At 62.8% G+C, this 18,534-nt stretch carries 20 protein-coding genes and 1 tRNA gene; 5 read left to right on the forward strand and 16 right to left on the reverse strand.

What is annotated here, in order from left to right; genetic code table 11:
- Positions 1–2: 2 nt before the first annotated feature.
- The 3 genes from AAF563_09615 to AAF563_09625 are packed head-to-tail and all read left to right on the forward strand — an operon-like array spanning position 3 to position 1,731.
- Positions 3–329 carry a hypothetical protein gene (locus tag AAF563_09615; protein ID MEM7121521.1) on the forward strand — a complete coding sequence of 109 codons (327 nt, stop codon included), beginning with the start codon at positions 3–5 and terminating at the stop codon, positions 327–329.
- Positions 329–1,396: a low specificity L-threonine aldolase gene (locus AAF563_09620; GenBank protein ID MEM7121522.1), complete on the forward strand. Its 1,068-nt coding sequence runs from the start codon at positions 329–331 to the stop codon at positions 1,394–1,396. Before AAF563_09615 ends, AAF563_09620 begins: the two co-directional genes overlap by 1 nt.
- Complete coding sequence (locus AAF563_09625; protein ID MEM7121523.1) at positions 1,393–1,731, forward strand: nuclear transport factor 2 family protein; 339 nt, start codon at positions 1,393–1,395, stop codon at positions 1,729–1,731. Before AAF563_09620 ends, AAF563_09625 begins: the two co-directional genes overlap by 4 nt.
- Positions 1,732–1,742: 11 nt before the next feature.
- On the opposite strand, the gene AAF563_09630 is transcribed toward AAF563_09625, so the two are convergent.
- From AAF563_09630 to AAF563_09665, 8 genes are all read right to left on the reverse strand, one after another.
- Positions 1,743–2,990: an MFS transporter gene (locus tag AAF563_09630; protein ID MEM7121524.1), complete on the reverse strand. Its 1,248-nt coding sequence runs from the start codon at positions 2,988–2,990 to the stop codon at positions 1,743–1,745.
- A gap of 130 nt (positions 2,991–3,120) precedes the next feature.
- Entirely contained in the window at positions 3,121–4,686 is a 1,566-nt protein-coding gene (locus AAF563_09635) for a class I adenylate-forming enzyme family protein (GenBank protein MEM7121525.1), read from the reverse strand.
- 65 nt (positions 4,687–4,751) lie between these two features.
- Complete coding sequence (locus tag AAF563_09640) at positions 4,752–5,783, reverse strand: DUF1513 domain-containing protein (GenBank protein MEM7121526.1); 1,032 nt, start codon at positions 5,781–5,783, stop codon at positions 4,752–4,754.
- A complete protein-coding gene (locus tag AAF563_09645) occupies positions 5,770–6,858 on the reverse strand; it encodes an imelysin family protein (protein MEM7121527.1) in 1,089 nt (362 codons plus the stop codon). Before AAF563_09645 ends, AAF563_09640 begins: the two co-directional genes overlap by 14 nt.
- Positions 6,858–8,342 carry a di-heme oxidoredictase family protein gene (locus AAF563_09650; protein MEM7121528.1) on the reverse strand — a complete coding sequence of 495 codons (1,485 nt, stop codon included), beginning with the start codon at positions 8,340–8,342 and terminating at the stop codon, positions 6,858–6,860. The genes AAF563_09645 and AAF563_09650 overlap by 1 nt, the downstream gene beginning before the upstream one ends.
- A gap of 167 nt (positions 8,343–8,509) precedes the next feature.
- Complete coding sequence (locus AAF563_09655; GenBank protein MEM7121529.1) at positions 8,510–9,778, reverse strand: imelysin family protein; 1,269 nt, start codon at positions 9,776–9,778, stop codon at positions 8,510–8,512.
- Positions 9,779–10,064: 286 nt separating this feature from the next.
- Complete coding sequence (locus AAF563_09660) at positions 10,065–10,853, reverse strand: DUF2927 domain-containing protein (protein ID MEM7121530.1); 789 nt, start codon at positions 10,851–10,853, stop codon at positions 10,065–10,067.
- Positions 10,854–10,877: 24 nt separating this feature from the next.
- On the reverse strand, positions 10,878–11,540 hold the full coding sequence (locus AAF563_09665; GenBank protein MEM7121531.1) for a dienelactone hydrolase family protein: 663 nt from the start codon (positions 11,538–11,540) through the stop codon (positions 10,878–10,880).
- Between the two features lie 214 nt (positions 11,541–11,754).
- On the opposite strand from AAF563_09665, the gene AAF563_09670 reads away from it, so the two are divergent.
- Together AAF563_09670 and AAF563_09675 are read left to right on the forward strand one after the other, a co-directional pair.
- A tRNA-Glu gene (locus AAF563_09670) sits at positions 11,755–11,830 on the forward strand.
- Positions 11,831–12,291: 461 nt separating this feature from the next.
- Positions 12,292–13,617, forward strand: a complete 1,326-nt coding sequence (locus AAF563_09675; GenBank protein MEM7121532.1) for a sulfotransferase — start codon at positions 12,292–12,294, stop codon at positions 13,615–13,617.
- Between the two features lie 13 nt (positions 13,618–13,630).
- Here AAF563_09675 and AAF563_09680 read toward each other — a convergent pair whose 3' ends face one another.
- The 8 genes from AAF563_09680 to AAF563_09715 form a co-directional block, all read right to left on the reverse strand.
- On the reverse strand, positions 13,631–14,191 hold the full coding sequence (locus tag AAF563_09680) for a hypothetical protein (GenBank protein ID MEM7121533.1): 561 nt from the start codon (positions 14,189–14,191) through the stop codon (positions 13,631–13,633).
- Positions 14,192–14,245: 54 nt separating this feature from the next.
- Positions 14,246–14,866, reverse strand: a complete 621-nt coding sequence (locus tag AAF563_09685) for a SagB/ThcOx family dehydrogenase (protein ID MEM7121534.1) — start codon at positions 14,864–14,866, stop codon at positions 14,246–14,248.
- A 28-nt stretch (positions 14,867–14,894) separates the two neighbouring features.
- The gene (locus AAF563_09690; protein MEM7121535.1) at positions 14,895–15,464 is read right to left on the reverse strand and encodes a GNAT family N-acetyltransferase; all 570 of its coding nucleotides are present in this window, start codon (positions 15,462–15,464) and stop codon (positions 14,895–14,897) included.
- A gap of 72 nt (positions 15,465–15,536) precedes the next feature.
- Positions 15,537–16,163 (reverse strand): NUDIX hydrolase, encoded by a 627-nt coding sequence (locus tag AAF563_09695; GenBank protein ID MEM7121536.1) that lies wholly within the window; start codon positions 16,161–16,163, stop codon positions 15,537–15,539.
- 14 nt (positions 16,164–16,177) lie between these two features.
- A complete protein-coding gene (locus AAF563_09700; GenBank protein ID MEM7121537.1) occupies positions 16,178–16,792 on the reverse strand; it encodes a LysE family translocator in 615 nt (204 codons plus the stop codon).
- 122 nt (positions 16,793–16,914) lie between these two features.
- Positions 16,915–17,370, reverse strand: coding sequence for a DMT family transporter (locus AAF563_09705; protein ID MEM7121538.1), 456 nt, complete (start codon positions 17,368–17,370; stop codon positions 16,915–16,917).
- A 6-nt stretch (positions 17,371–17,376) separates the two neighbouring features.
- A complete protein-coding gene (locus AAF563_09710) occupies positions 17,377–17,907 on the reverse strand; it encodes a GNAT family N-acetyltransferase (GenBank protein MEM7121539.1) in 531 nt (176 codons plus the stop codon).
- 6 nt (positions 17,908–17,913) lie between these two features.
- Positions 17,914–18,483 carry a helix-turn-helix domain-containing protein gene (locus tag AAF563_09715; GenBank protein MEM7121540.1) on the reverse strand — a complete coding sequence of 190 codons (570 nt, stop codon included), beginning with the start codon at positions 18,481–18,483 and terminating at the stop codon, positions 17,914–17,916.
- Between the last annotated feature and the right edge of the window lie 51 nt (positions 18,484–18,534).

Raw genomic sequence — 18,534 nt, forward strand, 5'->3', positions numbered from 1 at the left:
GCATGAACCGAGGTCTTAACACAATCAAGGCTGTCGTCATTGGTTTGGGTCTCGGCATCATCGGCCTGACGATCCTGATCGTCATGGTCATTATCGACAAGGTCGGCGATAGCGCCGGCGACGGCGTGACGACGACTCAGAGCACCGGCACCTTCGCCAGTGTGGCCGTCGCGCTGCCGGCCGGCGCCGAAGTCATGACCATGACCGGCGAAGGCGACGCATTGAGCCTGCTGATGCGCCTCAGCGACGGCACCCAGCAGATCATCACCATCGACCGGCGCACCGGCGAGGTGCTCGGTACCCTAGAACTTTTGGCCCGGAACCCCTGATGAGCAATCTTCCGTCCACCGCCCACTTCGGCAGTGACAACGTCACCGGCATCGCGCCGGAAATCATGGCGGCCCTAGAAGCCGCGAACAACGGCGGCGTCGCGAGTTATGGCGAGGACGCCATGACCGAAAGCTTGAACGCGCGTTTCTCCGATCTCTTTGAGACGACATGCCGGGTCATGCCGGCCGGCACCGGCTCGATCGCCAATGGCTTGGCGCTCGCCACCGTGACACCGCCATGGGGGGCGATCTTTTGTCACGAGGCCGCCCATATCGCGGTCGATGAAGCCAACGGTCCGGAGTTTCTCACCGGCGGCGCGAAGTTGCATCTGATGTCCGGGGATCAAGGCCGGGTCTCGGCGGAGACACTGCGTGCCGCGGCAAGCCGCTATTCGCGCGACGACGTCCATCATCCGCTTCCCTCGGCGGTCTCGATCACCCAGGCGACGGAGGCCGGAACGCTCTACAGCGTCGACCAGATTGGCGCCATCGGCGATGTCGCCAAGGCCGAACAACTCGCGTTTCACCTGGATGGCGCGCGCTTCGCCAATGCCGTCGCCGCGCTGGGTTGCGCGCCGGCCGACCTGACATGGCGCGCCGGCGTCGACCTTCTGTCGTTCGGCGCCACCAAGAACGGCTGTATGGCGGTCGAGGCGATCGTGCTCTTCAATCCGTCACCAGAGCATGTCGGCCGGTTGGCGCGGCTGCACAAACGCGCCGGTCAACTCTATAGCAAGATGCGCTTCTTCTCCGCCCAGCTGGAGGCCTATATCAGCAACGACAACTGGCTCAACTGGGCCGGTCACGCCAACACTCAGGCGGCGCGTCTGGCGGCGGGCCTCGCCGATGTGCCGGGCGTCTCGCTGGATAATCCGGTCGAGGCCAACGAGGTCTTCTGCCGCCTGCCACAAGGGTCATACGACGCCATTGTCGCCGCCGGCATCGGCACCTACCCACTTTCGGACAACGGTGACGGCACGGGCTCCATACGTTTTGTCTGTTCGTTCAATACCCAGGCAGAGGATGTCGACAAGCTGATCGGCGCAGCACGGGAAGGCGCGGCGTGAACACCGCTGACCTGATCGCGCGCACCCGGGCCTATGTCGAGGCGTCGAACGATCACGACGTCGAACGGATCGCCAGCATGCTGGCCGAAGACGCGACATATTCTTCGTCCGGCGTTGGCGAGCACAACGGCGCTGCGGCGATCCTGGCGATGAACACGACCTTCTTCGACGCCAATCCCGATGTTCACTGGCAGCCCGAGAACTTTCGTTCCGTCGGTGAAGATGGCATTGCCTTCGACTTCGTCATCACGATTGGCGGCAAGCCGAGCAACGGCATCGAGCGCGTCTACTTTCGTCCCGACGGGCGCATTCGCCGTGTCGAGGTCGAACGCTAGACGGTGGCATCTTAAGATTCAGTGGGCCGCGCCGTGAGCTTTCTAATCGCCGGCGCGCCCCAGGTCGTCACCAGGAACACCAAACCAAGGGCCGCCGCCGCGGTGGCGATGTAGTAGGGATAGCGGATATCGAAACCCATCAGTTCGCCGCCGATCAGCGACATCACGCCGCCGGCGAGGCAGAAGACGGCGGTGGTGACACCCATGACCCATCCTTGGTCGTCATCGCTCACGGCGCCTGAGAACATACCGAGCAGGGTCGGATAGGCGATGCCGAACAGGAAATAGAAGAGAAAGATGGGTACATAGGTCAGCCAGCCGATGGGGATCAGCATGAATGCTAACGAACAAATCACCATGATCGCCGAAGCGCTGCCCACGATGTACTGCTTGCCGACGCGCGCCTGCACCGGTTTGACCAGAAACGTACTGCTTGTCGCCAGCGCGACACCGATCACCAGCATCGCAATGCTACCGCCAACCACGCCGTAACCGAACGCGCTGGTCAGGTAGTTGTCGACAAAGATGTAGAAGGTGACGTTCGAGACCATGAACAGCGCATAGACCGGCATGATCCGCATGACGATGGGATGTTTGGTGACCTGCCACAAACTCTCGAAGATATCGAAGGGGCGGAAGACGAAGGGAACGCGTTCGGTGCGGATGTCGCGGAAGAAGACGATCACCATCACGATCGCCAGCAACACCATGGCGAACGACGCGTAGAACGGCAGCTTCAGGCTCGCCCACGTGCCCAACACCTCGGGGTCCGACAGCAGACCGCCGATGATCGGGCCGCCGACCAGGCCGAAGCTGATGCCGGTAACGATAAAGCCCATGTTGCGGTCGCGATCAGCATCATCGGTGCTGCCGTCGATCATCGCCGCCTGGGCAATCGGTTGATTGCCGGCGGTAAAACCGGTGATCGCCCGGCCCAGGATCAAGAGCCAAAGGCTGTTCACGTAAAGGGCTACCAGCGTAATCGCATAACCGGTCAGCGCGCCGCCAAGACAGATGAGCAAGGCGTTCTTGCGACCGATCGAATCAGAGACCTTCGCGACATAGACGACGCCCAGAAACCAGGACAGGAAGAAGATGCCGATCACCAGCCCGTAATCGAAATGGCGGGTCACCATGGACGTCGAATGGGGCAGGAAACCGGTCGACGGCTCCATGATCAACGTGTTGATGATCGGAAAGACGAGCCCTTGCCCGATCAGGTCGACGAAGACGACGAACATCAGTGTGATCTTGGCCATCGCCGACATGTCATCGCCCCCCGCGCGATCGATACCGTCCGATAAGTCAGCCTTCGACTAGGCATGGTCGGCCCGGCCAAGTCAAGGCCCGGCACCATCACCATTCTGAGCGAACGGCGTTTGCGCGTGGTTACGCGTGCGGGTGTTTCGCGTCGAGACGTTCCGCGGCCAGCTTCTTCAGCGCCAGCCGGTCAACCTTACCGGACGGGTTGACCGGCATGGTATCCAGCACAATGACCACCTCCGGCGCCTTGTAGCCGACTTCTTCTCTTGCGAAGCGAATGATGTCTTGGGTGCGCGGCGTGTCGGCGCCATCTACCAGTGTCACATAGGCCCAGACATTCTCGCCATGTACCTCGTCATGAACGCCGACGACACCGGCAAGGTCGACCGCTGGGTGGGCCATGACCACTTCCTCTATGTCTTGCGGCGCGATGTTCGATCCGTCGTGAACGATGATCTGTTTCTTGCGCCCACGAAACCAAAAGTAACCGTCCGCATCCACACGCATGACGTCGCCCGTATCGAACCAACCATCGGCAAAGGCAGCTTCGGTCGCCTGGGTATTCTCCCAGTAGCCGATCATGATCGGCGCACCGCTGACCCAGAGTTCGCCGTCGACATCCGCTGGCGCTTCCTGGCCGCTGTCGTCGCGAATGCTGAGTATGAAGCCTGGGGTGACCGTCCCGGTCGAGCCCATCTTGGCAACCGGCTGGGAAAGGTTGAACAGACAGGAGGTCGCTTCCGTCAGGCCATAGGTCTCGTTGATGACCAGGCCCGTGCGTTCGGTGAACTCCTCTTCGACACTGGCAGGAAACTTGTCACCGCCGCTCATGCACAGGCGCACCGAAGCGAAGTCGTCCCGTGTCGCACCGTGGTCGCGTTCCAGGTCGATCAGCGCTGACGGCAAACTCAAAAACACACTTGGCCGGTTGTCGCGCAGCAGCGACAGGATCTCATCGCCATCGACGCTGTGTGCGATGATGACGCGTGAGGTGGCGGCAAACGCGGCAAAAGACGTGACCAGCGACCCGACATGCGCGATCGAGCCGCCAGGAAAAACTACGTCCTGCCCCGTCAAGTCCATGGCCCGTGACCAGCTCGCGACGACGGAACCGAACGAGAAGAGGCTATGGGTTACACCCTTAGGCTTGCCGGTGCTGCCGGAGGTGAAGAACAGGAGGGCCGGCGCGTTGACATCGGGATCGGGAAGCTCGATTGGCGGCCTTTCGCCTGTGATCAGATCCTCCAGTTGTCCCGCACCGTCCAGCGACCCATCAAACGCGATGGGTCCCAGCGGCAATTGGCTGGCCAGCGTGCTCGCCCGAACATCATCGGCGCGCTCGGCGTGGGCGAGCAAGATCGATGCGCCGCTGACATCCAGGGCGTAGTCGATCTCAGGCGCCGTGTATCGGTAGTTGAGCGGTGTCACGACGAGGCCGGCCCTGAGGCAGGCGAGGTAGTGCAGCAGAAGCTCGCCGCGATTGGGCATCAGTGAGGCGACCCGATCGCCACGGCGCAATCCCATTGCGATGAGCTGGGCCGCCAGTGTGTCGATGTCGCGCTCCAGCTCTCGCCACGTCCATGAACTGGACGGCGAGACCAGCGCTGTTTCGGTCGCTTTGGTTGCCAGGGCGGGCGCCAGCAGATTGGTCAGATCGGCAGGTCCTGGCAAAACTGGTCCGGCAATCGGCATGCCGTAACCTCCCAGTCTTGCTGACGGGCGTCAATCGCGCGCCGGCACCAACGTCATGTCGGGTTTCAGACAGCCGTCAGGTGGTTGTCCCACATGCGTTTTGGTGCGGCGCACGTGATCAGATCATCGGTCGCCACGTCATAGACCATCATGGCGCCGGTGCCGGACGACAAAAGAAAGCGACCGGGGGTACCGAGCGGCGCGGCGCCACAGACATCGGGGATCTGACGGTGTGCGATGAGGCTGAGGTCGTCGATGCGCCAGAACGTGACGAGATAGCCTGGCGCCGACGTCAGGGCGATCACCGTGCCACCCCGATCGATGACGACGCTGCCGCAATAGCTCTTCATTGCCGGAACCACCGGCTCGCCGTCGTCGATGAAGGCGAGGGGGCCATGGCCATCCCACGTCGCCAGCAAGGGGACGAGATCGCCTGGCGCGCCCTGATACTGAATGGCGATCGCCAGGCGGCCGGCATCGTTAACCGCCATGTGACGCAGGCTGAGGCGATGCAGTGCGTCGGGTGGCGAGACGGATGCCAGCAGCGCGCCGTCCTGGCTGTCCATCAGAACGACGGACGACACCATGGTGTCGAGGTTAAGTTTCTTACGGCCGCTCTCAGGATGCGTGCGTATCCCGCCATTGGCGACGGCAAGCTTCTTGCCGCCGGGCATCAGGACGATTTCATGAGGCTCCAGGCCGTGGCTCGACCACTCGCCGATCCTGCGGAAACCGTCGGTGGCATCATAGATGCCGATGCGACCGGCGCTGTTCTCAAAGTCGTTTTCCGACGCGAACAGCCGCGTGCCGTCGGCTGAGAAGGCGCCGTGGCCATAGAAGTGGCGGTCGGGAAGGCTGTCGATCTGGGCGATCGCCTTCTGATCGACCAGATCAATAACCGTCGCGAAGCGGCCGGGACGCCGGGCGAAGACGACGGCGGTCTTGTTATCCGGCGCCAGGCATATGCCGTGACCGCGGCCGGGCAGGTTGACGTCGACGAGCGCGTCACCCCTGCTGGTCACAACGCCGGCATGGGCCGATCCGTCGTGATCGCTCCAGGCGCTGGCGATCGCCGTTTGCGGTTCAGTCGCCGTCAAGGCTGTTGAACCCCAAGACCAGATCGAGCGCGCCGGCAATGTCGCCGGCGACCAGGCCATGGGCCGTTTCGACCTTTGCGACGATTTGCTCAAGCTGTTCGCGGCCCGCCTCCTCTTCGACCAGCGGTGGCAGATCGGCGCCCAGTGCCTGTGTGTTCGCCAAGGCTTCGGCCATGGCAACTTGAAGATTCTCGGAGACTTGCTCGAAGCCGGCTTCGACGACAAGCGCGCCGATCCTGTCCCCGCCGCCGTACATGTCGCTCAGCGATGTCAGATTGGTCGCGATGTGGGTCAGGCTACCGCCGCTGCGCCATGTCTCGGACGTGCGCGGACGCGCCTTCTCCAAACTCTCGCCCAGCGGCGTTGAGAGCTTGCGTTGGGCGATGAACTCAAGCTGCACCGCCATGGCGCCGACGAAGGCGGCGGTAACGGCGGCGGGATCGCTGTAACGCGCGCCGGACCCGGGCGACAGCAGCGCCGCGCCGGTCGCTCCGGCCGGCGCCCAGGCGCCGGCAATGGCGTCCGTCATGCTGGCCAGGTTGTTTCCGACCGCGACGGCAAGCGCGCCACCATAACTTCCGGGTGCGACTTCCTCGACGAACACCAGCCGTTCAAGCGCCGGAAAACCCTGTAGAGCGACGCTTGCATCGGCCAGGACTTCGGGATCCAGCAGGTCCTGGCGCTCTTCACGCATGGCCTCGCCAAGCTGTTTGCCGACACGGTTGCGTTTGTCGGGCCAGAACTGGATGCGGAAGTCGCGCATCTGCTCTTCGGCCGCGCCAAAGCGCAAGTGTTGCACTTTCATCCAGGCGCCGATCGCGTCGTGGAACGCCGATTTCGCATCCTCTAGCGTCGCGTCGCCCTGGTCGTAGGCGACCAGGATCTCGGCCTGCTTATGGGCCGCCTCGGCGAACGTGTTGAAGCGCGGCGATGCATAGTCGGTGACCAGGTTGCTGTTGACGTCGGCAAACCGGGTCTGGGCGATCGGTTCGCCGGCGAGCAGGGTCGCGGGGCGCCAGACGGGCGCCAAACCGGCGGCTGCCAGACCTTTCAGCACACGGCGTCGGCGGCCCATTACAGCGACTCCAGAAAGCGCAGCAGGGCGGCCCGGTCTTCCGGGTCCATGGCGGCGAATGCGTCGCGCGCCTCTTGCGCTTCGCCGCCATGCCACAGGATGGCCTCGGTCAGGTTGCGCGCGCGCCCGTCGTGCAGAAAGAAGGTATGGCCGCTGACGGTTTCGGTCAGGCCGATACCCCACAGCGGCGGTGTGCGCCATTCGCTGCCGCTGGCGCGGCCTTCCGGTCTGGCGTCGGCCAAGCCTTCGCCCATGTCGTGCAGCAGAAGGTCCGTATAGGGCCAGATCAATTGGTGCGACAGTTCCGGGCTTTCCTCTAGCGTCATGGTGACGTACTTCGGCGTGTGACAGGCGATACATCCGGTTTCATAAAACAACTCCTTACCTGTCAGGACGGTGGGGTCGTCGACATTGCGGCGCGCGGGTACAGCAAGGTTGCGCGTGTAGAACAGCACCAGTTCCATCATCTCCGCGGTCGCCTCGTGACCATCTTCGTCGTTGCCATCGTAGGCCGCAAGACATGACGGCTGGTTCTCGGTGCAATCGCCCCACGCATAGGGCGAGACCGGTGTCGACAGGCCGACATCGCCGGTAAACGCATGGCTGTTCTGCTGGTTCAAGAAGGGCTCGCCCGCCTTCCAGCCAAAGCGTCCCAGTGCGACATCATTCAGTTCGCTGCTCCAGACCACATTGGGGCGCCCGGAGATGCCATCGCCATCGCTGTCGTCCGGGTCGGCCTGGGCCAGGATGTCGTAGGGGTCGATGGATTCCAAAAGACCCAACCCGATCATCTGGGGCGCGACGCGCGGCGACATCATGACATCGGCATGCATCGCGCCATAGCCGAGGTCGCTGACCTCATAGGTCGGCGCGCGCAGCATGACGATTTCGCCGCCGGCGAGCTCGACCGGGAACTCTTCATAGGTGACCACCATGCGGCCTTCGCCCGCCAAGCCGCCGATCGCGAAATCCTGGAGCTGACCGCCATAGGTTGGTTCGGGTATCACGTTGGCGCGGCCGCTCTCCAACAGCGCGACCTGTTCTTCGTTCTGCGGTTCGATGCTGAGGCGCAGGAACATGGAGATCGCGTTGTCCTCCGGCCAGTTCGCCGACGGCGGATGGCCGCGCCCGTCCTTCAGGTGGCAGCGCTGACAGGCGCGGGCGTTGTAGAGCGGCCCCAGGCCGTCCGCCGACTTGGTGGACGACGGCGCGGTCACCCAGACACGCTTGAAGAAACCGTTGCCGACAGAGAACAGCAGTCGTTCTTCGGTCGTGATGTTGCTGGAGGGCTGCGAAAAGACGTCGGCATTGACCATGCCGCGAAACGTGCCGGCGCCGCCCTGGTTGGTTTCGTAACGCTCGGCGGCCGAAAACTCCGTCGTCGGCGCGACGATGGCGGCGTGCTCCTGGCTTGGCGTGCTGGCTACGGCAGCCGCATAAAGACCAATCAGGGCCACAAGGATACCGACGATGATCACACGCATGGGTGTCGAGCGGCCCCTGTTTGGTCAGAACCGTCCCACAGCTTCACCGACCCGCGTAAAGCCGTCCTTTATTCCGACACAAGAACACAATAGGCTCTGTTTAAGCGAAAAGGGCCGGACACGCAAAGGGGCATAAGAGTGTCCGGCCCTCGTCGACCGCCGTCTTCTTACTGGAAGACGGCGTCAGGATTATCGAGGCTGTCAGAGCCTTCAATCTCGATTGAACCAAGGTCCAACGACGCGACCACGTTTTCGATCGCCTGGGTCTGCGCGGTCAACGCGCTGACGACGTTGTCGACCAGCATATTGCCGGCATCGTTGCCTTCGCCGAGCATCTGGTCATAGGTGTTGCCGGATTCAGCCGTCTTGACCATCTCCAGCATCGCCGCGTTGGTCGCATTCATCGCGGCATGCATGGCGTCATTGGCTGCCGGATCGGTCGCGCCGACCAGGTCCGCCAGGCTGGGGCCGGAGACAACCGAGCCGTCTACGCGGGTGTAGTGGCCGTTATAGACGTTGACCATGCCCTGCTGGTCATAGAAGTGAGACCAGTGGGTGTTGTCGGAAAAGCAGTCATGCTCCTCTTCGGGATCATGCAGCATCAGGCCGAGCTTCATACGCTCGCCGGCCAGCTCGCCATAGCTCAAGCTGCCCAGGCCGGTCAGCATCATGGCGATACCCCGCTGGGGACCGGCATCCATGACCGCGGCGCGGGCATCGCCATCAGCACCCCACAACCCGACCATTTCCTGCAGATCGACGATCAGCAGCTCGCTGGCGGCGAGCAGGTAGGCCGCGCGCCGGTCGCAGTTGCCGCCGGTGCAGTTGGCGGGATCAAAGTCCGTCGCCGGACGGTCCCCGGCGCCAGGGCCGGTGCCGTAGAGATCCTGGCCCCACAGCATGAATTCGATGGCGTGGTAGCCGGTCGAGACATTGGCTTCGACGCCGTCAATCTCGTGCAGTTCCTGCAGGAGCGACATATCGATAGTCGAAGCGTCGATTTCGACGCCGCCGATATGCATATGGGCATTGGCGACCACGTTGGCCGTGTAATAGGGGTTCTCGTCGGACTCCTCGCCGTAGCTCACGACCTCGACATAATCGAGCAGGCCCTCATCCAGCGGCCAAGCGTTGACGCGGCCTTCCCAGTCGTCGACCAGCGGGTTACCGAAGCGATAGGCTTCGGACTGCTGATAGGGCACGCGGGCCTGACGCCAGGCCTCACGGGCCTCGGCCAGATGCCGCTCGTCGGGCATGGCAACCAGCGCCTCGACCGCGTCGTGCAGCTGTTCGGCGCGCAGCAGCGAGTCGGCATAGGTCGCCTCGGCGATATCGGCATAAGTCGTCAAAACGGCATTGGCGTCGACGTCGGCCAGGGCAGGTGCCGTCCACAGGCTCGCCGCGGCGGCGAGGGCGGCAATTCTGGTCTTTCGCATGGTTGTCCCCACAGGTGGCTATTGACGAAGAGTTTTAGCCGCAAATGAGAATGATTTGCAATACGAAAAAGAGGCTGGCTGACATGCGCTATGAAGCGTTTCCAGGCGGGAATCGCCGCGCAAGCCGCCGACATCCTGGAGTTGTGGGAACCAGAAGCGGATCGCGATTAGCCTGAGCCGCTTGGCGGCTCTTGCTCATCGCGTGAATCTGCTCTCGATCTATTGGTTGGAGCAGACTCGCGACTCTATCTGGTTCGCATGCGATTCAGACAGAATGCGCTCTGCTCTAGGTGCGGATCTCCGTTACCGCCTGGCGCACGATCGGTTCGGCCTCCGGCCACGACATGCCCGGTGACAGGCGCTGGTCATAGAGCAGGCGGAACAGGATGCGGTCGTGGTCGGTCAGCGCCATGTTGGGGCTGGAATCGTTGAATATCGACGGTTCGACATCGTCGGAGTCGTTGAACAGGCCCATCGCCTGGGTCAGCTCCTCGATGATGCAGGCGCGAACGATGAACCGTCCTTGGTCGGTCGGGATCAGGATGACCGCCGCGACAATCTCGTTGGGCCGGTGGTCGGATGTGACGATGCGGCCATAACACGTCGCCTGACCTTCCATCTCCTTGGTCAGCTTTTCCATCAGCCGCTCGCTGGAGAAGAAGGGGGAATAAACGTCGCGATAGGTCGTCACCGCCTCGTTGAACGGGTCGGGCGAGAAGATGACGACCACATTGGCCTTGTCTTCCGGCCCTACGATATTGATCGGCAGGCCGCTCATCTCTGACATCTCGTCCAGATGGACAAGTGTGTATTCGAGGTAGCGGTCGGTGACATCGCCGACCAACGCGACGTTCAGCGGCTCTTCCCAGCGCGTCAGCCGGCGCGCGCGTTTATCGGGATCGAACTCGCGGTAGAACGCGATCGTCTCGAAGTTGTCGACATAGTCGCTGTCGCTGAGCTCGGCCGATGTCTTGGGCGACTGGCAGGCGCCCAAAAGGACCAGGGCGAGACCGCTTAGAATCGCGAGCGGCGCACATGCCCGCCCGCGCGGCATCAGGTCATTCGTTTTCGCCATGTCGATGTCAGCCGATCAGCCCACTCACAAGTTCCCGTTCAGAAACGTGCTCATACGCTCCCAGGCCTGGTTGGCGCAAGCGGTGTCGTAGACACCTTCCGCCCGCTCGTTGAAGAACGCGTGCTGGGCGTCATACCGGAAGAGTTCGTAGTTGACGCCGCCTGCTTTCATCGAGCCTTCCAGTTCGTCGACCGCGGCCGGCGTGCACCAGTCGTCGATATTGGCGAAGTGGCCCTGGAACGGCACCTTGATCGTCGCGGGGTCGGCAAAGGAGGCGGGCGGGATGCCATAAAAGCAGACGGCCGCATCGGTCTCTGGCACGTGGGCCGCGGCGGCGATGGTGAGCGCGCCGCCCATGCAAAAGCCCATGACGGCGACCTTGCCGCTTGATTGTTTCAGATGCTGAACCGCGCCGCGCAGGTCTTCGTTGGTCGCGCCGGGAAAGTCGAGGCCGTCCATCATGTGGTTGGCTTCGTCCGGTTCCGTGGTGACCCGGCCTTTATAAAGGTCCGGTGCGATGGCGTTGTAGCCGGCGCGGGCAAAGCGGTCGGCGACGCCGCAGATCTGGTCATTCAGACCCCACCATTCCTGAATCACGACGACACCCGGCCGGCCGTCGCCGGCGACCGCCTGATAACCCTTGGTGCTGCCGCCGTCGGGACGCGCAAACTCAATCAAGCTGCCCATGCTCTCCCTTTCCAATCCAGTCAACCACTTGCTGCGACTGGAAAAATAGTCGCACGGCCGGACGAATCCGACAAGCGCTCAGCGCTCACGTTCAGGCGATTGGGGATTTTCGTCGGCACCCACGGCGGCATCGCGGCCGCGCCCGTCACGCATCTGTTGACCGGACAGGGGGAAGCCACTATGTCAGATGTTCCACGCCCGATGGCGCGTTAGCGTCCCCATCGTCTAGTGGCCTAGGACATCGGCCTCTCACGCCGAAAACGGGGGTTCGAGTCCCCCTGGGGACGCCACCTTCATCTTCCTTACATGACCCGACACTTATGGCCCGACACGCGCCTTGCTTCGGCGCGCCGTTCGTTCGACGTCGTGTCGACCGGCTAGGCAGTCGCCGTGGCACGACGCCGTTGCGTCAACATGTCATCGCAGCTTGGTCTGACGCACCAAGCAAGACCACACCAGATCGATAGACCGTCGAAGATCTGCAACATCAACGCGACGAAAATCGCAGTGTTTGTCGAACGTTTGCGTTCTTTACACAAAGTGTTAATAATATTCGGTCAATAATCCTGAGTCAGTTATTTATCGAAAGAGTTATATGCCAAAGATTCGTCCCAATAACTCTTTCGATTCAAGGTCTGCTTCTTCGGTTACTTCCGATCGAAGAGTCGCGCGACGCCAAGCCTTGCCAACGACTGTGCACGGCGCAAAGCAACCTCAGGTTACAGAGAGCAACGTCAACTTCAATCGTGGCATGGCTCTGCAGAAGGCCGGACGGCATCGCGACGCCGCCGATCTGTTCCGGCAAATCCTCAAAAAGGACAAAAAACACGCCAAGGCGTGGACCCAATTGGGTATCGCGGCCTTTGCCGTCGACGACCTGAAGACAGCGCAACGCCACCTCAAGACGGCCATCAAAATCGACGGGACCGATCCGCTGCCGTTCTACAATCTCGGCGTGATCGATCAGCGCTTGGGCGACATGGCGGCGGCGCGACGGCATCTGAACCGCGCGATCAGCCTGAAACCTGACTTCGCCGAGGCCTATTACAGCCTATCCTTGGCGGGCAGGTTCAAGGCGGGCGACGGGACGGTCGACAGGGTCGAGGCGCTCTGCAAGACATCGAACCTCTCGGCCTCCGATCTCTGTTCCCTGCACTTTGCCGCCGGCAAGATGCGCGATGACATGGGCGAGCCATCGTCTGCCTTTGCGCACTACCGAACAGCCAATCGTTTGATGACGGCGACCTATGACAGGGCGTGGGCGGAGAGCTTTGCCGCCCGACAGAAGACCGTCTTCGACCAGTCGCTGTTCGATCGTTATGCCGGACATGGCGTTGCGGATGGCGCGCCGATCTTCGTCGTCGGCATGGCGCGGTCGGGGACGACCTTGGTGGAGCAGATTCTCTCCAGCCATCCCAAGGTTGCCGGTCTGGGCGAACTGGGCGATCTCACCGACATCGCTAACGCCCTTGCGGACCAGTCCACGACCGGCGCGGTCTACCCCAATTGCTTGCGCGACATGGACGTTGCCGCGCAGCGGCTGTTGGCCGACGGGTATCTGCGCCGCACCGCGTCGTTGGCGCCGGCCGCCCAGCGTTTCGTCGACAAGAACCCGGCGAACTTCCGGCATCTCGGCCTGATCGCCATCATGTTTCCGAACGCGCGGATCATCCATTGCACGCGCTCGCCGCTCGACGTTTGCCTGTCGTGCTACTTCAAGAAGTTTCCGCTGGGCATGGACCACACGTTCGACCTTGACGATCTCGCGCACTATTACCGTCTCTACCATGACCTCATGGCCCATTGGCGAAAGGTCCTGCCTATACCGATCTACGATCTCTGCTACGAGGGCTTGGTCGAAAACCGCCAGGCGGTGTCGCGCGATCTCCTCAATTTCTGCGGTCTGGACTGGCATCCGCGATGCGAGAGATTCTTCGAGAACAAGCGCGCCGTCGCCACGGCAAGCTCCTGGCAGGTCCGCCAACCGCTCTATAATTCCTCGGTCGCCCGTTGGAAGAAGTATGAGGCGGAGTTGCAGCCGCTCATCGAGGCGCTTGGACCGCTCGCCGACGCCTAGTCGCTCAAGCGCCTTATCCCTTGCACCGCGCCGGCGTGTCGTTGCCGGAGACGATGAAGTCCTGACAGGTCAGGAAGTCCTCGTTGTAGTAACCGACGGCATAGCCAACCAGGGCGATGAACGCGACGATGGCGAACATGACGACAAAGAAGAGCGGCTGCTTCAGGTTGATCAGGTCGGGCGTCACCATGATGACGAGCACGTAGAGTGTGTAGGGCAGGGTGACCACGGCGACGATCAGCGACAGCCACGAAAGCTGGGCGTCGATCTCGGTGCCCGTCAGGCTGACGCCGGACTCAAGATCGACCAGCATCCAAAGCGTCGGGATCAGCAGCACGAAGCGGCCGCGCCAACTGACCAGCCGTTTGCGGTCGGCGGGCGGCGGCACGAAGAAGCTGGCGAAGAGTGCCGCGGTCGATGCCGCCCACACGGTGAACACCTTGTCGAAGAAGATTGTGTTGAAGACGCCCAGGTTGAACGCGATGTCCCATGCCGCGACCGACAGTGAAATCGTCGACAGCATGAAGATCTTGATATCGGCCTGCGACGGCGCCCGGCCCGCTTTCGATGCCATTCCCTGGGTCCCCCTTGGACGTCAAAGCGAAGGACCCATTATCGGCCTTTTCGACTAGCTGGAGAACAGGTCGACCGTGCCGTCGGGGATCTGCGGCCAGCCCAGGCACAGATGCAGTACCGGGGCGAGCGGCGGTTTGAGGTCGAGCAGATTGGCGGTCGCCTCGTCCTTGAAACCGGCGACCAGGACGCAGCCGAGACCTTCCGACACCGCCTGAAGTTGCACGTTCTGGGCGGCGGCGCCGGCTTCGATATAGACGTAACGTTCGCCGCGCTGGCCAAAGGGTGGCTGATCGGCGAAGTCCTTCGCCGGTGTCACGAAATCAGCGCACAGGGTCAGAATGAAGGGCGCCAAGCCGATCCACGGTTGATCGTCGAGTGCCGCGGCCTGCAGTTCGCCTCGGACGTCGCGGTGGACGGTCATGGTCAGGCGGCCAGTTTGCGGGTCGGCTGCATAGACGCCGGACTCCAATCCCTCGACCGCGCCCACCACCAGCACCAGGCGCAGGGGATGCAGCGCATGCGCCGACGGCGCGGTGCGCTCGCCCATGGCGCCGGTGATGCCCTGGGCCGCCCACAGCAGGCGATGCACCACCGGCAGCGGCAGGGCGCGCCCGTCGAACTCGCGGCAGGTCCGGCGGTGCTCAAGCGCGAGCGTCAGCGATACATCTGTCATCGGGTGACCTTTTGTTTTTGGAACCATTTCAATGCAAGGAAAAGCGCATGACGTGACGGCGTGTGCCCGCCCGGCCAACCTCGACGAAACCTGCACGCTCAAAAAGCGTGGTGAGCCCCATGAAACGATAGCTCGGTGAATCAGGTTCGACCGGGTAAGCCTCGACACAGGCCGCATTCTGTCGGCGGGCATAAGCAAGGGCCGCATTTAGCAGGCGCTCGCTCAGTCCTCGACCGCGAAACGCGCGCTTGATAAAGAAACAGGTCAACGACCACACATTCTGCGACGCTGTGCCGTCATCCTCTGGACCGCCCAAGCGGCGGAACGTCGGGCGCGGCGCGAACGAACACCACGCAATCGCCTCGCCGTCACAATAGCCCAGCAAGCCGATGGGCATGCCGTCGGCGACCCGCGCGCCAAGTGCGGCTTTCAACACCGCGTTGCGTTCGGTATTGCGTGCCTCCTTGGCTTCCGGCGGCTGTGTACGCCATGCCATGCACCAGCAGTACTTCGGTCCTCCACGAGCCTCGAACAGAGCGACCAGATCCGGCCAACGCGCCTGATCGACGGGATGGACGGTGAAGCTGTCGCCGCTCATGACCCGATGACTGTGGGAGATTGAATGGCGGACATCATGGCGTTGTTGGCATGCACGATACTTCTGCGCCCCCTAGTCGAACTGCGTCTGGCGCGTTGTGCCGGCATGAAACTCAAATGCCGCGTCGATGTCGGCCGCCAAAATCCGTTCGGTCGACAGCTCTGGTAGTTCATCGGGCGAGAAGAACGCCGCAGCGGTCGTTTCGACACCCGGCTTGGGTGACGCGCCATCGCTTTGCTGGCACAGAAAATGAAGTTTGTAGAAGTCACGGACATCGGGGTCATAAGCGTGTTTGGCGCGGTGGCGGACGCTGTAGAGGTCCGTCACGCTGACCCGTAACCCGGCTTCTTCCCGAACTTCCTTAATGACGTTTTCCGTCGCCGAGAGGCCGACATCCGCCATGCCGCCGGGCAGGGACCACCGGCCGTCGCCACGCTCGCAGACCAGTAACACCTTGCCATCCTTGATCACCGCCGCGCGCACGTCGATCTTGGGAGTCGCATAGCCGTGCAGACCGGGATGGGCGAGCAGACCTCTGATATGTTCGATTGGAAGCGATCCGAGTTGGGCGATCATGGACTGCGCGATGTCGTCGATCTCTGCATAGCGCTCGCGGTCATAGACATCCTCACAATAGTGCAGACCGGTCGCGGCGATCGCTTGTAGGCGCTTGGCCCACGTCAACCACTGACTTTCCATGGATGCGTCTCCGATCAGCGTCTGGCCAGCGCCAGGCCGGCGCCGGCGGCGATCATCATGCCGCCGGAGACGCGTGCGACGACGCGTTGCGCGCGTGGGCTGCTCAGGAACTGGCGCGCTTTGCCCGCGGCAACCGCCCACACACCGGTGACGACAAAGGTGATCACCAGGAAGGTCGGCACGATGATTGCGAACTGGGTTTCCAGCGGACGCGTGGCGTCGAGGAACTGCGGCAGGAACGCCGCGATGAAGATCAGACTTTTGGGATTGGGAATGGTGATGACGAGGCCTTGCACGAAAAGGCTTTTGCGCGATGTCGGCGGCCGGGCGTCATCGCGCGGCACCGCGGCGCTGCGCCACTGCTTGATGCCGAGATAGATGAGGTAGAGCGCGCCTGCCCAGCGCAGCCACTCGAACGCCTCGGCGACCACATTGAGCAGCGAGACGAGGCCGATGGTCGCGATGATGAGCTGCACGCCGACGCCGGCGGTCGCGCCGGCGACGGTGACCAGCGCGCGCTGCCAGCCGAACGAAATGCCGTGGGCCACCGTCAAAATGACGCTGGGCCCGGGCAGGAAGATCATGATGGCCGTCGCGACGACAAAAGCTGCGTAGACGTGAAAGTCCATTTGCGGCGCGCGCTCCCCTATTCTTGTTGGCACCATGAAGCCGCATCCCGGCCGTTTCGTCCAGTGTCATGGCACCGCGGGACGACATAAATCCGTCACCACAGGTCGCGTAACGGTTAGCTCTAATCGCGGACGATCAGATAGGCGCCGAGGAGCAGCAGGCCGGCGCCGACGATTTTTGACATGTCGATCGCACGTAGCGGCATGCCGAATGCGCCGACGTGATCATAGGCGATCGCGGCCAGCAGCTGCCCGCAGATGGCGGCGGTCAGGAAGGTGCCGACGCCGATGCGCGGCACGGCGACGATCGAGAGCAGCACCATCGCCGCGCCGATCACGCCGCCAAACCAGACCCATCCCGGCGCGGCTTTGAGATCGGCAAGCTTGGGCGCGGTGCCGCCGGTGACCAGATAAAGCACCAACAACACCAGGAACCCCAGGCCAAAGGCGATCATGCCGGCCTGCAACGCACCGCCGGCGTGGATCGCCATGCGCGCGAAGATCGGTCCTTGCGCCGCCAAGAGCCCGCCGCCAAAAGCGGCGGCCACGATCAGCACGAGGGGCGCATAAGGCGACATGGGGGCTTACAACGTCTTGTACATGATCACGGTGTCGAGATAGACGTCCTCGATCGCGTCGCGGGCGAAGCCCGGAACAACCCCGACCTTCTGGTAATCAATTCCGCGGTAGAACGTCTCCGTATAGCCGGGCGCGGTGTCCAACAACAGCAGGCGTCGTTGGCGGCGGCGCGCGTCGTCCTCCAAAGCGGCCATCATGGCGCGCGCGATGCCGCGACGGCGGAAGTCGGGATGGACCAGAAGCTTCGAGACGTCCGCACGATGCGGTGAGTTGGGCGGCGTATCACACGACAGCTGAACCGTGCCGACAAGGCGGCCCGCGATATGAGCCGTCACCACGACGCGGTGGCCGGCGCGCACGGCCGGCGCGACCTTCTCCCGCCAGAACGCCCGGCTTTCTTTCAGGCTGAAGGGTGTGATGAAGTGAACGCTGGCGCCGGCCTCGACACAATCGCGCAGCAGTTCCGCCAGGGCGGCTTCGTGGTCTGTGTAGTCGTCTGGCGTCAGCGTCGTGATCGTGACATCGGGATCAGCCATGGCGGCTCACAAAACGACCAGCATATAAGTCGCCGGTTTCTTGCCGGTTTCGAAGATGCCGGGCCCGTGAAGCTGATAGCGCAGGCAGTCGCCCTTGGTGAGCGCGTGGGCAGTACCGCCGACGGTCATGGTCAGCGCGCCGTTCAGCATGACCAGATGGTGTTCGAGTCCCGGCCGTGGCGGATCGCGGTACTCGATCCGCGTTTCGGCGGGGAGGTGACAGTGCAGCACTTCAGCGCCAAGAGTCTGTGACGGCGGCGAGACGGAACGGCGCAGGAAACCGGTCTCGGGATCCTCCCAAACGGTCTGGTCATCATGGCGCACGAGCGGTTCGAAATCGGTCTCGACCTCCGCCATCAATCGCGACATGGCGAGCCCGTAGCTGGCGCACAGCTTGCCCAGCACAGAGGCGGTCGGGCTGACCTCGCCGTTCTCCAGGCGCGACAGCGTCGCCCGGCTGACGCCGCAGCGCGCGGCCAAATCATCCAGCGACCAGTCGCGTTCAGCCCGAAGCGCCTTTAACCGGCTGGCTATGCGGTCGTCGAGGGCAGGGTCAGTGTTGGTCGCACCTCTCATATATGGGATTATCAACCAGATATGAGAGTCTATGCAAGGCCCTTCGACCGA

This window comes from Pseudomonadota bacterium (assembly GCA_039028155.1).
Taxonomy (GTDB): domain Bacteria; phylum Pseudomonadota; class Alphaproteobacteria; order SP197; family SP197; genus JANQGO01.

What these genes read in the sequence shown, in the direction of transcription:
- AAF563_09615 (MEM7121521.1), top strand. Translation starts at nt 3, where the DNA reads ATGAACCGAGGTCTTAACACAATCAAGGCTGTCGTCATTGGTTTGGGT.
- AAF563_09620 (MEM7121522.1), top strand. Translation starts at nt 329, where the DNA reads ATGAGCAATCTTCCGTCCACCGCCCACTTCGGCAGTGACAACGTCACC.
- AAF563_09630 (MEM7121524.1), bottom strand. Translation starts at nt 2,990, where the DNA reads ATGGCCAAGATCACACTGATGTTCGTCGTCTTCGTCGACCTGATCGGG.
- AAF563_09635 (MEM7121525.1), bottom strand. Translation starts at nt 4,686, where the DNA reads ATGCCGATTGCCGGACCAGTTTTGCCAGGACCTGCCGATCTGACCAAT.
- AAF563_09645 (MEM7121527.1), bottom strand. Translation starts at nt 6,858, where the DNA reads ATGGGCCGCCGACGCCGTGTGCTGAAAGGTCTGGCAGCCGCCGGTTTG.
- AAF563_09650 (MEM7121528.1), bottom strand. Translation starts at nt 8,342, where the DNA reads ATGCGTGTGATCATCGTCGGTATCCTTGTGGCCCTGATTGGTCTTTAT.
- AAF563_09655 (MEM7121529.1), bottom strand. Translation starts at nt 9,778, where the DNA reads ATGCGAAAGACCAGAATTGCCGCCCTCGCCGCCGCGGCGAGCCTGTGG.
- AAF563_09660 (MEM7121530.1), bottom strand. Translation starts at nt 10,853, where the DNA reads ATGGCGAAAACGAATGACCTGATGCCGCGCGGGCGGGCATGTGCGCCG.
- AAF563_09665 (MEM7121531.1), bottom strand. Translation starts at nt 11,540, where the DNA reads ATGGGCAGCTTGATTGAGTTTGCGCGTCCCGACGGCGGCAGCACCAAG.
- AAF563_09675 (MEM7121532.1), top strand. Translation starts at nt 12,292, where the DNA reads ATGGCTCTGCAGAAGGCCGGACGGCATCGCGACGCCGCCGATCTGTTC.
- AAF563_09680 (MEM7121533.1), bottom strand. Translation starts at nt 14,191, where the DNA reads ATGGCATCGAAAGCGGGCCGGGCGCCGTCGCAGGCCGATATCAAGATC.
- AAF563_09685 (MEM7121534.1), bottom strand. Translation starts at nt 14,866, where the DNA reads ATGACAGATGTATCGCTGACGCTCGCGCTTGAGCACCGCCGGACCTGC.
- AAF563_09690 (MEM7121535.1), bottom strand. Translation starts at nt 15,464, where the DNA reads ATGAGCGGCGACAGCTTCACCGTCCATCCCGTCGATCAGGCGCGTTGG.
- AAF563_09695 (MEM7121536.1), bottom strand. Translation starts at nt 16,163, where the DNA reads ATGGAAAGTCAGTGGTTGACGTGGGCCAAGCGCCTACAAGCGATCGCC.
- AAF563_09700 (MEM7121537.1), bottom strand. Translation starts at nt 16,792, where the DNA reads ATGGACTTTCACGTCTACGCAGCTTTTGTCGTCGCGACGGCCATCATG.
- AAF563_09705 (MEM7121538.1), bottom strand. Translation starts at nt 17,370, where the DNA reads ATGTCGCCTTATGCGCCCCTCGTGCTGATCGTGGCCGCCGCTTTTGGC.
- AAF563_09710 (MEM7121539.1), bottom strand. Translation starts at nt 17,907, where the DNA reads ATGGCTGATCCCGATGTCACGATCACGACGCTGACGCCAGACGACTAC.
- AAF563_09715 (MEM7121540.1), bottom strand. Translation starts at nt 18,483, where the DNA reads ATGAGAGGTGCGACCAACACTGACCCTGCCCTCGACGACCGCATAGCC.